The sequence below is a fragment of the Vibrio sp. 10N.239.311.G01 genome, assembly GCF_041465805.1.
Lineage (GTDB): Bacteria > Pseudomonadota > Gammaproteobacteria > Enterobacterales > Vibrionaceae > Vibrio > Vibrio crassostreae_C.
This window is the reverse complement of record NZ_JBFSRM010000036.1, coordinates 1-12,871: the sequence shown is the minus strand read 5'-3', so window position 1 is coordinate 12,871 and position 12,871 is coordinate 1. Positions and strand designations below refer to the sequence as shown.

Here is a 12,871-nt window from a genome sequence, read left to right as displayed (position 1 = left end):
CCTAGTAGGCAGCCATTATGGGTGAGAGCTTAGTCAAAACTAATGCACTGAGGGTTAATCAAACAATTCGATAACCAATTTATTGTCTTTAATCACTAGATTGGGTTCCGATGACTTAATCAACGACTCTTGAACCTTGTTGCTGTCGAGTTTGTAAACCGGAGACTGGGACAAAGCAAAACCTATCATCGATACAGCTGGTTTGAGTAGTGTCTCTATTTCAGGCGAAAGCTGTTTGCCTTTTTCTTCAAAGCGCTCTAGTCGCAGCGACTTTAGATACACCTCGCCACTCTCCTTGTCGTATTCGGGAATCGCGCTGAACTCTAAGTCTAAATCCAACCCCATATTAGGCATATTGAACACTTGAACTTTTGCATTGGTATTCGCCAACACGGACACGCGTTGTGCATCGGCTCGACCAATTTGCACTTCTAGATCATCCACAGCCACTTGTGCGTACATCACACTTTGTACACCAACCTCTTGTTCTAGCATCACTGAGTCTTCAAGGTACTTCGTCATTTCTTGCTCGGTAATACTGTAGCTAACACAACCACTGAGCATCAGGGCTGTCACAGCTATAATCAAACGGTTCATTAACTTTGTTGTCATTGGAGATAGGCTCTTATTTTTTAAATGCATGGAACGGATGTTACCTCGAGATGATACTGTAAATTGGTTGTCACAATAACAGTGTCGGATAACTGGGCAGAATGATCCACCTAAATGGTGATGTCGTATCAATGAGAATTGACGAAAATAGTAAGGAAAACAATGACTGCATTAACGATATTTTACGATGGAACCTGTCCACTTTGTGCAAAAGAGATGGCAGCACTGACTAAGTCTGATTCCAAAGATCAGATCCAGACCGTCGATATCTACAGTGAAGCGTTTTCAAACTACCCGCAAATAGATGCCGAGGCAGCCAATACAATCTTGCATGCACTGGACGAAAACGGAAAGCTGCTGCTCGGTTTAGACGTGACTTACCAAGCGTGGAAGCTAGTAGGAAAGGGTTGGCTGTATGCCCCGTTACGTTGGGCGATTTTTAAGCCAATGGCAGATTGGTGTTATCTACGGTTTGCCAAAAATCGATATAAGATTTCGTTTTGGCTAACCGGAAAATCACGTTGCAACGGTAACAGCTGCACAAAATAGTGTTGAGTTAAGACATGCCGCTGGCGACTTTGTAGTAAACGATGCCAAATAGGGCTGCGAACACCAATACCGTAACGGCCACTTTCAACCAAATAAATTTCATGCTTTGTCCTTTTAATTCTGTTTACTGTTCCACGCGACAAGTTAGCACAACAAAACATACGGTTGTGTAATGATTGATAGAACTTTGTAGTCGTACCAATCACAGTAGGTAAGTGTCAAGAAATAGCGCAGGAAAAAAGCTTGAGAACAAGGCGGCTCTTTTCGACAAGAAGTTTAGATAAGTAGTTATTCTACAATCAAAAAATCTAACGACTTTATCGAGATTTTTAACAAGCTAGGGTGAACAGTTATTTACTACGATTGGTATCAACCCTGATTCCCAGAGAGAACCTTTATGTCGGCAAAAGAGAGAAACCTTCCCACACATCGAATTTCTAGATTCAGTAAGTTCGCTTCGTTGGCGACAAGAGTCGCGGGTAACGTGCTAACGGAAGGCACCAAACAAATTGCACAAGGCAACAGGCCCAAAGCAAAAGACTTACTGTTAACGCCACAAAACATTGCTCGCCTGACCGATCAACTCGCACACCTGCGCGGTGCGGCTATGAAGTTAGGACAGATGCTATCAATGGATGCGGGTGATGTCTTAGAACCAGAGTTAGCCGACATTCTCTCTCGCCTGCGCTCCGATGCCGATCCACTGCCAACAAAACAGCTCAATCAAGTGTTAGAAAGCTCGCTCGGGAACCATTGGAAAACCGAATTCCTGTCCTTCAATTTTAAACCGATCGCCAGTGCATCTATCGGACAAGTTCACCAAGCCTATAGTGATGCTGGGGACAAACTCGCAGTCAAAGTCCAATACCCCGGCATTAGAAAAAGTATCGACAGTGATGTAGATAACGTGGGCACGCTGCTCAATATTGTTGGCTTGATACCAAAGTCGGTCGACTACAAAGGCTTGTTAGAAGAGGCAAAGAAACAGCTCCACGATGAAGCAGACTATGCTCGCGAAGCTGATTACGCAACTCGTTACCATGATGCATTGAAAGAATACTCTCACTTCGTCGTACCTAAGATTCATCCGCAAGTCTCTTCAGAATCGGTGCTCGCCATGGACTTCATCGAAGGCGTCTCGATAGAGCAAATCGAAAGTTACGACCAAAGCACACGTGACTTTGTAATGCACAGCTTACTGGAGCTTCTGTTCAGAGAGTTGTTCGATTTTAAGATGGTGCAAACCGATCCCAATTTCGCCAACTACCTTTATGTTGAAAACACCCGACAAATTGGCTTATTAGATTTCGGAGCAACCCGTGAGTACAGTGACCGCTTCAGCGAGGGTTATCGCTTGGCCTTTTCCTCTGTCATTAACAACGATGAGCAAGTGCTCAACCGAGCTTTAGAGCAAATAGGATTCTTTAGCGAGACAATTCTTCCCGAACAACGCCAAGCGATTCTAAATCTAGTGAAGATGGCCTGTGAGCCGATGTTAGTTGACGAAGAGTACGACTTCAAAGCCAGTGGATTGGCACAAAGGCTTCGTGAAGCAGGCACCATTTTGAGCATGGAACAAGAGTATTGGCATACGCCGCCCGCCGATGCGCTGTTCCTGCACCGAAAAATTGGTGGCATGTATCTATTAGCGGCTCGCCTTGGTGCAAAAGTGAATATCAGTCGCTTGGTCGCTCCATATCTTATCTCAGAGAGCAAAAGCACAACTAAAAGCGCGAGTTAATGAGACAGTAAATAATACGCAAAGTGATCATTTCATCGTGCTCAAGAGTAATAACCATTACGCCAACTAAAATGAGCCAACCCTATGAAATGTTCACTACTTTGCTCAACCGCACTGATTACAAGCCTCACGAGTTCCATCGCCTTTGCAGCGAGCTGTCCCGAAATACTTAATGGCAAACAGCGCTTGTTAAACTCAACCGAAGAAATCGCCTTGTGCGATGAGTTTCAAGGCAAAACTCTATTGGTGGTAAATACAGCGAGCCAATGTGGCTTCACTCCGCAGTTTGAGCAACTCGAGCAACTTCATCAAACCTACAAAGACCAAGGCTTCACGGTTATCGGTTTCCCAAGTAATGATTTTCGCCAAGACAAGGGAAGCGAAGAGAAGACGGCAAAGGTTTGTTACCTAGACTATGGCGTGACCTTCCCAATGATGGCGCGAGCTTCACTGTCTGGTAGCAACGCCAACCCCGTGTTTACAGAGATACAACAGCAAGCGGGCGTAACGCCTAAATGGAACTTTTACAAATTCTTGATCAGTAAAGAAGGTAAAGTCGTCGCCACCTTCCCTAGCTCCACATCTCCAGTGAGTGCCACACTCAAAAACGCGATTGAGCAGCAGTTATGAAGGCGGATTACATGGCAACAACTCAAACCCGTAACACCATGGCCAAACTGGGGTACATGGGGTTAATTCCGTTTTTATTCGGTCTTCTCCTTTCGCTCACCGACAGCCAATTTATGGGGATAAGCGGTGAAACGCTGTTCATCACCTACAGCGTGGCAATTTTGAGTTTTCTTTCAGGGATCTTGTGGGCAAATGGCATCGAAAACTTTGAAAGCCAATCAAGTAACAAAGCACTGCTAATAAGCAACGCGATTGTGCTCATCGCTTGGCTGGCAGTATTGCTTGGCGAACAAAAAGAGCTAGTGACAACTCTGATTCTCATCTTTGGTTATATTGCGGTTTGGCGAGCTGAAAGGACGATGAGAGAAGAGAACCAGAGCCAAGGTCCTGATGGCTACTTTGATATGAGGACTCGGCTGACCTCTAGTGTCGTGTTAATGCACGGTATCGTGATGCTAACCTAGAGCTACGAGATTGTCTTTGAAGTGTGAGCCTTTGATTTAGTTAAGCGCCTTTGTTAAAAACCGTTAGCAACAATCTAGATGATGAGCTTCATCACTAACCTCGGCTCATCATCACCAAAGTAGTTGTCTTCTTGCTTGATGGTAACGAACCCCATCGATGCGTAAAGCGCACGAGCCGATGTGTTATTTGGGTCTACAGTGAGCAAAAGCCTAGCATCTCGAGGCAACTGCTCAACCGCCTGTTGCATCAGTTTCCGGCCAACTCCCATGCCACGATAATTCTGGTCTACAGCCAATGATAGGACCCAAAACTCATTCTGCTTGTCTGTGGTTGTCGTTAAGGCATAGCCAGCAATCTTTGAGTCTTGCTTAGCAACCAATAAACCTTTTCCCCAGCAATCAAAGGCCTGACGAAAGAAAAACAGCGGATAGGCGTGAGCGCCAAACAAAGCATGTTCAAGCTGGTAGATATCAGCCAGTTCTTGTTTTTCCGCACAAACAACATTCATAGATAGACCTCATTTAAACCGAACCTCAAGTTTAAACATGCAAACTCAAAGGTGCTATTAATAATATATCAACAGCCTAAAGGCTTACGAACTACCTTAACGAAGATGCCACTTAACTAACGCCTGAGGAGTAGATTAGGTTACTTATGTTTTACTGTCGAATAACCAACAAATTTGCGCCAGATAACGCAAGAAAAACCGAGCACGCTTTGTTGAAACGTTTTGCCATTTGTGGCTTAGAGAACCAGTTTCTGAGGTATAAGCCAAATACCGCGTAGATCGATATCGCGAGCATTTCTAACACTAGAAAGGTGCTACCTAAAACAAAGAATTGAGTATTTACGTTCGCTGAAACATCGACAAATTGAGGAAGGAATGCAGTGAAAATGAGTATCGCTTTTGGATTGCCAGCAGCGAGTGCAAATTCTTGTTTAAACAGACCAAACCAATTCTTATTTCGTTCGATATCCACGACCGGACTGGCGTGTGAGCGCCATAGGTTGAACGCGATCCACAACAGATACATCGCGCCAAATAGTTTGATCAGGAAAAACAGCGTTTCAGAAGTATAAAGCACAACCGCTAAGCCAGATGCAGCCAAAGCAATCATGCCAGAAAAAGCGAGGATTCTTCCTAGGCCTGCGACAAAGGCGGCCTGAAATCCGTAACAACGGGCGTTGTTCATTGATAACAAATTGTTTGGGCCCGGAGTCATGTTGAGCGCAAAACAAGCGGGGATAAACAGCAGTAACTTCCAGATTTCCATTGGTGCTTCCTAATTGCCAAATGCCGTGATTATAAAATCCTTAAACAAGGTCTTATCGTTTATAACAGCATTTCATATCTTTTGTAACTGCATAAAAAACAAGCACCAAATCTATACAGTAAATTTTCAATCAGTTCTCAAAAAACTGTTCGTACTCGGGTGTCGCTAGATTTTCGGCGACACCAATCTCACCGACGAAATAGATAGCGCTCGCAATTGTATCTATCGTTGGGTTTGATTCTCGCTCTGGGAAGTCGCCAACAGCAGGAACAGATTTTGGCGCAGACACCGAACTACAAACAAGGCTATTACATACCCTGTTTTGATTTTCTAAGGAGATAGCTTCAGGAACGTCAAAGTGCTGAGTGAGTACGTCGTGGTTAGACAATTCAGACGAAGCGTACGATAAGGTTGAGAATAGAGCTGAGAGCACAATCCACTTGTTCATGTATCTTTCCATTGATGGCATTCATTGAATTTATAAATACTATCGAATCTCACACATTATGAACAGTGTTTTATTTTAATTTGCGTGAGACTGCTTACCCAGCATCAACTTGTCGAGCAGAGCTTGCGGGACAACGATCACTGAGTATTTAACAAAGGCCACCAGCGCGATTACACCAACAGCCGATCCAAGAATAAAGTCATGGACATCAACCAACACCAATCCCAGAAGTTGATCACTCGCTATCGCTACTAATGCGATGCTAACTGCGGTTACCCACTTGCTGTGTTCATAAGGTAATTGTTCCATCGCTTGGCTTACAACATACAGAAGCATGAGCCGCACAACATAAGTTGCACAAAGAACCGCGACAACACCCCACACGCCATAAATAGGCGTCACTGTGAAATAACCAATGGCCGCCAAGACCGCACACCCGCCTTGTATCCACATTTGCGATTGGCTTGAGTGACCGCTGAAACAGCCAAGGTTAAGGTAATCCCCAGCGTTCTTAATCACACCAATCGCCAAGAGTGCCACGACAATCGTGCCTGCATATTGATAACTGCTTGGCAAAATCAAAGTAATAAAACCAGGTACAGTAAGGATCATCAAACAACCGAATACAATGGCCAGATTAACACCGACTAACGCCCTATCGGCACACATCTTACTGCCACCCGGCTGTTGAAGCATCGCCACACGGTTTGGAAACCACCAAAGCGCGTAAGGCTGCAACAACAGACCAAGAATCAACGCGAACTTTCCGCTAACCGCATAAATCGCGAGTTCTTCGACACCGACGAAGCTTGCCATTACCCAGCGGTCGAGCCCCATGATCATATACATTGATGCACCGCCAACCAGAACGGGCAGTCCGAATTTTAAGATCTTCGCCGAGTATTTGAAGCAACCAAAAGATCCCATCTCTTGCCATTGATAACGCACTAAACAAACCATTAGCAACACACTGGATACCGCAGCTGAAATCAACACGCCATCTATACCGTATCCAGCCTCAAGCAAAACAAAAGTCATGATGGCTTGAACACCGGCTTTCAACACATTGAGCATGCAAAAACGTTTCGCCATCGCGTTCATACGCATCAGCGTTAGCGGGATAGAAATCGCCCCATCGAGCATGGTAGGAATAAGCAGAAGCAGTATCTGGTAAGGCTGGAATTCAACTGGCAACATTAAGATTAACAACGGCATACTGAGGGCAATCAAGGCGCCCCCAAGCACGCACACCAGCACGCTCAATGTGAAGCAGTTCGAGACGAGCTTTTGCTTTTCATCACCTTCGGCGACACCCACATAACGATACATGGCATCGACAATACCGAAGCTGAACAATATCGTCCCAATGTCTGCCAGCAAGACAATGGCTTCTAAGGAACCATACTCTGCCAACGTCATATTGTGCGTAATGTACGGGATCATCACCAATGAAATCCCTTTCATCATTAATATACCGATGGCGTAGTAAGCCGACTGCTTTAAAGAACCCATAGTCGTCACCTTTTCCTTACCAAGCTGGCTTTAGGAAACTTTTACAGTCTCCAATTAGGTGTCGCAATGTGCGTTTTTGAGGTGACATGACCAAAGAACGGAAACTGTAGGCAATAGCCTGTCTATTCTGTTGTAAACCTCGATAATAGTCAGCATAACCTTCCAGTATTCTCGCCTTTGCGATTTTGAAGCTAGAAGTGGGTAGATTCCATCGTTGACTGTCATTTTGGTAATGTTGAAGAATAGTCTCTATAGACTGCAAATTTCTCAATTTAAGACTTTCAGTTTGGGTAACAGAGCTCGCTCTCATCAAGTAGCCAACCTGCACCGAGTTCAACACACCGATCTGATGGTTTTCACTCATTCGAAGCCACAGTTCCCAATCTTCCCCATACTTGATGTCAGCATTGAAACTGTCTGTTTGAGAAAACACATCCGCTTTCACCATGACCGTTGATGTTCCAATCACGTTATTTTCTATGATGAACTCCAACGGGTTCTCGATATTGATAAACAGCTCATCTTGATCTTGAAACTGCGACCAGTAACTAAAGCAGTCGACTATTACTTGGTAATCTTCAGTAAGATGCTCGTAGTTAGTAAAGCTCATCGCGAGATCAGGGTAACGTTGATGAAATTCGAGTTGGCGCTCAATTTTTTCAGGAAACCAGAAATCGTCTGCGTCTAAAAAAGCGATGTATTCACCGGTCGCCTTTTCAATCCCTAGGTTTCTCGCTTGAGGCGCACCAACACCCAATGTGGACAACGTAATAATGCGTTCATCGTCTATAGAAGCAAGATACGTCGACGTTCCATCGTTACTGTTATCGTCAATGACAATCAGCTCAACATCTTGATGAGTCTGCTTTAGTACACTACCAATCGCTTTCGGCAGGTAATCCAAACAATTGTAGGTAGGAATAACAACACTTACTTTAGCCATAATGACGCCCTCAGATTTATACGTTATATGGCTGACGTTGCATGTTCTATGCCGAGAGTGTCTTACTACAAAATCACCTCTATATCAGTCACCTACGCGTCCATTCTCAAAATGACGACCAAACACAGATGTTCAAAAAAACTGCAACTCCAATTTGATTATCAATTTGAGAAAACGAGCCACCTCTTAAGGGGTAACCTTCGAAAAGCAATCAGAAAGCCCTCCAAAGCTACGATTCGATCTTGGTTCGTATCTTGCTTTATTGGTTATTACCTTGGCTTGATAGCTTTAGTCATATGGATTTGAGGAGTAAGGAATGAAGAAAGTAGCATTTGTGGCGCCAACCTACCCAGTACTCAGTGAGACCTTCATTCAAACAGAAGTCGACTCTGTGAAAGCGTGTGGGCACGATGTTTGTGTAATGACGTTCAAAATTGAAAACAGTGAAAAACAGTTCGACTACGACATTGTCGAAATAGGTAAAAATGTTCGGAAGGGTAAAGTCGCCAGCATTAACTGGATAGGTTTCATCAAGGCTGTCTCATTTATTTCTAAGCAAACCAGCATGCCGAAAAAGTCACTGTTCGCTTATGGGTTTAAATTAGCGCTGCAACTCGCGGAAAACGACGTCGAACACGTACATGCGCATTTCTGTCAGCACACCACAGCTCACGCCATCGTCGCGGCAAAGCTGCTGAATATCACCTGTTCGTTCGTTGCTCATGGTCATGATGTTTACGAGTTCGCTTATGACATTGAACATAAAATCTCATCGAGTGATTTTGTGGTTGCAGTGTGTAAAGACATGCTTGCTGACTTCAATACCATGGCGAAAGGAAACATTAAGCTCCTGCATTGCGGAGTTAATACCAAACAGTTCCAACTCAACCCAAAAACCGAAACGAAGCAACTTCGCTTTATTTTCCTTGGCCGATTAGTGGAGCAAAAAGGTATCCACCATCTTATTGATGCATTGGCGCCGATTGCCGAACCTCTCGACATTCATCTCGATATCATCGGTACTGGCGATTTAGAGCAACAATTAAAGTTACAGGTCAAAGAAAATGGGCTCACTCGAAACGTGACCTTTCTTGGCGCTAAGCCTCATGAATGGGTGAAAGAGAAACTATCGAATTATGACAGCCTAATCGCGCCCTTCTGTTTTTCCGAAACCGGATGTGTGGATACAGGGCCTCTGGTTTTAAAAGAAGCGATGGCTGTGGGAACGCCAGTCATTACCACCAACATCATGGGATGCAAAGAGATCGTCTCACCAGAGACAGGTTTTGTGGTTAGCGAAAAAAACGTGGAAGAATTAAGAGAAGCGATTGAGCGTTTCGCGCAGCTGAGCAGTAACGATAAAACATCGATGAGTTTAAAGGCACGTGAGAGAGTGAAAGACAGTTTTAATTCGATCAAACAAGCTCAGCAATTATCTCGTTGGATAGAGAACCCTGCTCAATAAGGATGAACTCAGGCAGTAAGCATCGCAAGGGCTGCTGCGTCTCACAAGAACGACTATGCACCATAAGAAAACGGAGCACCACAAAAACAAAAGAGCGCTACATCAATTTGAAATGTAACGCTCAACTTAGCACTGCCCAATGATCGCGACTTATGCTTTCAGTAGCTTTTCATTAAGAAGCCTAACTAGCCTGCTCGCAGTGCCAAAATAGACTCAATATCGTCGATGTCACGATATTGAGCGAGTTGTTGCTCTTTCGATGAAATAGCCACAATCGACATTCTATCGGCCAATTCGTTACCTTCAATACCAACGTGTCCGTTCACATGGTAGATGGTAATTTTTGAAGCCAGCTCTTGGTAGAGCGCATACGCCGGCTTAATAATATCGAGGTTTTTGATCTCGCCGCCCGACTTAGTCCAGCCCTTTTTCTCCCAACCCGTTGCCCACTTAGTAATACAATCTATCGAGTACTTAGAGTCACAATAGATCGCTACAGACAGACCCGCGTTTAGCTTCTCTTTTGCGAGCAAAAACGCCTGTTTAAGGCCATGCAACTCAGCGGTATTATTGGTACCAACAGGTTGATACAAGCCATACCACAATTCGGTTAATTGGTTGTTTTGGTATACCGCTAACCCCGTCCCTGCTTCACCAGGGTTTGGTTCACACGCACCATCGGTAAAGATCTTGATATCAAAAGGCATATCTGTGATTTGCTGCTCCGAAAGAGGCGGCACCTTAGCTTTCGTCGACTTACCCGCAGAGCTTGGCTTTGTCGCTGTAGAACCTGACGCAGACGACGTTTTACCACCGAAAGCAGACTCAGCCTCGCCTAGTGTTGGAAACGATTTATATCTCGCACCAGCAAAGCCATCGACTTGCGCTTTACACTCGTTCCAAGTGGTAAAAATACCCGGTGTGCGACCTTTCCAAACCACATAATATTTCTTAGCCAAACTAACTCCTTACCAAAACCTAAATACACAAACAGTGAATCAGTACATTAGATGCCACCACGCTATACGTTGCAAGGTCAATCAGTTAAAAAGGTAATCAACCGCGACAAGGTTATAGAACAAAAACACCGCCATGCTAACGCCGATCGTTAGTAGCACATTGCCTGTTTTCCAAATCAACAGACCTGTGACCACCGCGCCTATCAAGTATGGGTTTTCGAGGCTTGGCCAAAATGTTTGTTCAGGAGCAAATACAATTGGCCCCCAAATCGCAGTCAGCACCGCGGGGCTTGAATAGCGTAATAGGCGCCTTGCGGTTTGATTGAGTCGAAGCGGGATTGCAGGCTCAAGAAACAGATACCGACTAAAGAAAACAATCGCAGTCATGAGTAATATCGTTAACCAAATCATCTCTATTTCCCCTCCACGATTGTCTTGTTACCGTTGTTTCGCTCTTGGAACGATTCACTGAAAAAGCCCGCTAACATACCGGCGATCGCTGCAATCATTAGCCCGCCCTCAATATTGTTAACCGACATGGCAACCGAAGTGACCAGTGAAACCATCACACACACCACGACGGGTAGAGTTCGGATTAATGGGAAAACCAAAGCGATAAAGGTTGCTGCGACCGCGAAGTCGAGCCCAATCTCGTTAAGTGATGGAATTTGGCTTCCCGCGACAATGCCAACAAAGCTCGCGATATTCCAAACAAGATAAAAACCGCCGCCTACACCCGCAGCATACCAGCGATTAAATTCTTGCTGAGACTTCCCGCTACAAATCGCGAACAGCTCATCGGTGAGCCAAAATCCGAGTAATAGACGCCAACGCGCAGGAAGATGGCTGATTTTGTCACGCATCGATACGCTATACAGAAAGTGTCTTGAGGTGATGAACAGTGTGGTCAACAACATAGTGCCTAAACCAATACCCGCTTTGAACATACCCGCAGCGACAAGTTGCGCTGAGCCAGCAAACAAAATAGCCGACATCGCTTGCGCTTGAAGTTGATTCAATCCGGCATCTATCGCATATGAACCGGCTAGAATTCCCCAAGGGATCACCGCAATGCTCAAGGGCATTCCCGCTAAAACGCCCTTCCATAACTGTGTTCGTCTATCCATTCTTTCACTATCCATATAGTTCTTTTCTCTTTTCACATTAGCTATTCAATGTAAGAGGAGTTGAGTCGGTTCGATTGTACAAACTTGCTCGATTTCGCGAACGAATTAGAGCATTTTAATGTATTGCCCCGGCGTGTAGCCATTGGCCTTTTTGAAGTGTCGATGAAAATGGCTTTGATCATGAAAGCCACACTCTTGCGCGGTATCTGAAATGGTATGTCCTTGTTTCAATAACTTACGCGAAAGCCTTAACCGAGATTGGATTTGATACGCATGTGGCGGAAGACCAAACTCTTTTTGAAAAGAACGCACTAAGTGAAACGGGCTCAATGCCGCCAGTTTAGAGAGTTCTTCTAGAGACACATCGGCTTGTGGAAAGTCATCTAAGAACTCTTTCACTAAGACAAGCTGGCGCTGAGTTTTCCCATCGAGTTGAGGGTTAAGCGGCGATTTTCCGTGTCGGCTAATCAGTTTAACCAACATTCCGTACATCAAGGTTTCTCTTAACAAGCGATTGTCAGATTCATCAATCGTGTTAAAGACTAATCTCAATTGATTAGCGAGTTCAGGGTCTTCAACAACCGCTCTTGGGAAGTAAGGCGCGCCGTAGTTCGGTAGGTTAAGCTCTTGAGTGATCTTGGCAAGTTGCTCTGGGAGTGGATACATGGCTCGATATGCCCAACCACCTTCAGTGGCAGAGTGACCGCTATGAACTTCGTCGGCATTGACCAGAATGATCGCATCTTGTGGTGCTATATGATGCCCGCCCGTTCGATAGAAACGCTGAGCGCCCTGCTCGATGACTCCCAGCGTATAGCCCTCGTGGCTGTGGCGCGAGAAGTTCTGCTTTTCGTATTCAGCATTAAGAATTTCAAGGCCGCCGAGCTCTTCGGTTATCTTATATTCGGCCTTTTCTTTAGAGCGTTTATTGTTCTCCATAACAATTCCTAAGCCTGTTAATTATCGAGCGACTTATCAGTCTACTCTATAGTCTCTTTCAGCTTTTGTACAAAATTGCGCTTTTGTTTGTTAATACCGTTTTTGTCGTTGGCTTAATAACGTTTTCTAACTGGGAGGAAAGTCTTGGTCTATAACTAGGGCGTGTTGATCTTTGCTGTACATTTCGTGTTCAACAATACATCGGTA

15 protein-coding genes are annotated in these 12,871 nt (G+C 44.8%); 5 read left to right on the top strand and 10 right to left on the bottom strand.

What is annotated here, in order from left to right:
- Window positions 1–54: 54 nt before the first annotated feature.
- Window positions 55–612, bottom strand: coding sequence for a DUF1439 domain-containing protein (locus AB6D06_RS20635; protein ID WP_017065247.1), 558 nt, complete (start codon window positions 610–612; stop codon window positions 55–57).
- 162 nt (window positions 613–774) lie between these two features.
- Between AB6D06_RS20635 and AB6D06_RS20630 the strand changes: the two genes are divergently transcribed.
- The 4 genes from AB6D06_RS20630 to AB6D06_RS20615 all read left to right on the top strand — a co-directional run bounded on the left by AB6D06_RS20630 (window position 775) and on the right by AB6D06_RS20615 (window position 3,996).
- Complete coding sequence (locus AB6D06_RS20630; protein WP_017062190.1) at window positions 775–1,161, top strand: thiol-disulfide oxidoreductase DCC family protein; 387 nt, start codon at window positions 775–777, stop codon at window positions 1,159–1,161.
- Between the two features lie 397 nt (window positions 1,162–1,558).
- A complete protein-coding gene (locus tag AB6D06_RS20625; protein ID WP_065584895.1) occupies window positions 1,559–2,902 on the top strand; it encodes an AarF/ABC1/UbiB kinase family protein in 1,344 nt (447 codons plus the stop codon).
- An 84-nt stretch (window positions 2,903–2,986) separates the two neighbouring features.
- A complete protein-coding gene (locus AB6D06_RS20620; RefSeq protein WP_017062212.1) occupies window positions 2,987–3,532 on the top strand; it encodes a glutathione peroxidase in 546 nt (181 codons plus the stop codon).
- On the top strand, window positions 3,529–3,996 hold the full coding sequence (locus AB6D06_RS20615) for a DUF3429 domain-containing protein (protein WP_017062213.1): 468 nt from the start codon (window positions 3,529–3,531) through the stop codon (window positions 3,994–3,996). Before AB6D06_RS20620 ends, AB6D06_RS20615 begins: the two co-directional genes overlap by 4 nt.
- Before the next feature lie 74 nt (window positions 3,997–4,070).
- Here AB6D06_RS20615 and AB6D06_RS20610 read toward each other — a convergent pair whose 3' ends face one another.
- From AB6D06_RS20610 to AB6D06_RS20590, 5 genes are all read right to left on the bottom strand, one after another.
- Complete coding sequence (locus AB6D06_RS20610; RefSeq protein WP_017062214.1) at window positions 4,071–4,505, bottom strand: N-acetyltransferase; 435 nt, start codon at window positions 4,503–4,505, stop codon at window positions 4,071–4,073.
- A 151-nt stretch (window positions 4,506–4,656) separates the two neighbouring features.
- Window positions 4,657–5,271, bottom strand: a complete 615-nt coding sequence (locus tag AB6D06_RS20605) for a LysE family translocator (RefSeq protein ID WP_229648044.1) — start codon at window positions 5,269–5,271, stop codon at window positions 4,657–4,659.
- A gap of 130 nt (window positions 5,272–5,401) precedes the next feature.
- Entirely contained in the window at window positions 5,402–5,719 is a 318-nt protein-coding gene (locus AB6D06_RS20600; RefSeq protein WP_017070274.1) for a hypothetical protein, read from the bottom strand.
- Between the two features lie 75 nt (window positions 5,720–5,794).
- Window positions 5,795–7,231, bottom strand: a complete 1,437-nt coding sequence (locus AB6D06_RS20595) for a lipopolysaccharide biosynthesis protein (RefSeq protein ID WP_229648043.1) — start codon at window positions 7,229–7,231, stop codon at window positions 5,795–5,797.
- 16 nt (window positions 7,232–7,247) lie between these two features.
- Window positions 7,248–8,174: a glycosyltransferase gene (locus tag AB6D06_RS20590; protein ID WP_017062218.1), complete on the bottom strand. Its 927-nt coding sequence runs from the start codon at window positions 8,172–8,174 to the stop codon at window positions 7,248–7,250.
- Window positions 8,175–8,490: 316 nt separating this feature from the next.
- Here AB6D06_RS20590 and AB6D06_RS20585 point away from each other — a divergent pair, with 316 nt between their 5' ends.
- Window positions 8,491–9,639 (top strand): glycosyltransferase family 4 protein, encoded by a 1,149-nt coding sequence (locus AB6D06_RS20585; RefSeq protein WP_102393678.1) that lies wholly within the window; start codon window positions 8,491–8,493, stop codon window positions 9,637–9,639.
- Between the two features lie 185 nt (window positions 9,640–9,824).
- On the opposite strand, the gene AB6D06_RS20580 is transcribed toward AB6D06_RS20585, so the two are convergent.
- The 4 genes from AB6D06_RS20580 to AB6D06_RS20565 all read right to left on the bottom strand — a co-directional run bounded on the left by AB6D06_RS20580 (window position 9,825) and on the right by AB6D06_RS20565 (window position 12,664).
- The gene (locus tag AB6D06_RS20580; RefSeq protein WP_229648040.1) at window positions 9,825–10,598 is read right to left on the bottom strand and encodes a viroplasmin family protein; all 774 of its coding nucleotides are present in this window, start codon (window positions 10,596–10,598) and stop codon (window positions 9,825–9,827) included.
- 81 nt (window positions 10,599–10,679) lie between these two features.
- On the bottom strand, window positions 10,680–11,009 hold the full coding sequence (locus AB6D06_RS20575; protein WP_061018870.1) for an AzlD domain-containing protein: 330 nt from the start codon (window positions 11,007–11,009) through the stop codon (window positions 10,680–10,682).
- Between the two features lie 2 nt (window positions 11,010–11,011).
- Window positions 11,012–11,740, bottom strand: a complete 729-nt coding sequence (locus tag AB6D06_RS20570) for an AzlC family ABC transporter permease (protein WP_372099757.1) — start codon at window positions 11,738–11,740, stop codon at window positions 11,012–11,014.
- Window positions 11,741–11,830: 90 nt separating this feature from the next.
- Window positions 11,831–12,664, bottom strand: a complete 834-nt coding sequence (locus tag AB6D06_RS20565) for an AraC family transcriptional regulator (protein ID WP_136979715.1) — start codon at window positions 12,662–12,664, stop codon at window positions 11,831–11,833.
- Between the last annotated feature and the right edge of the window lie 207 nt (window positions 12,665–12,871).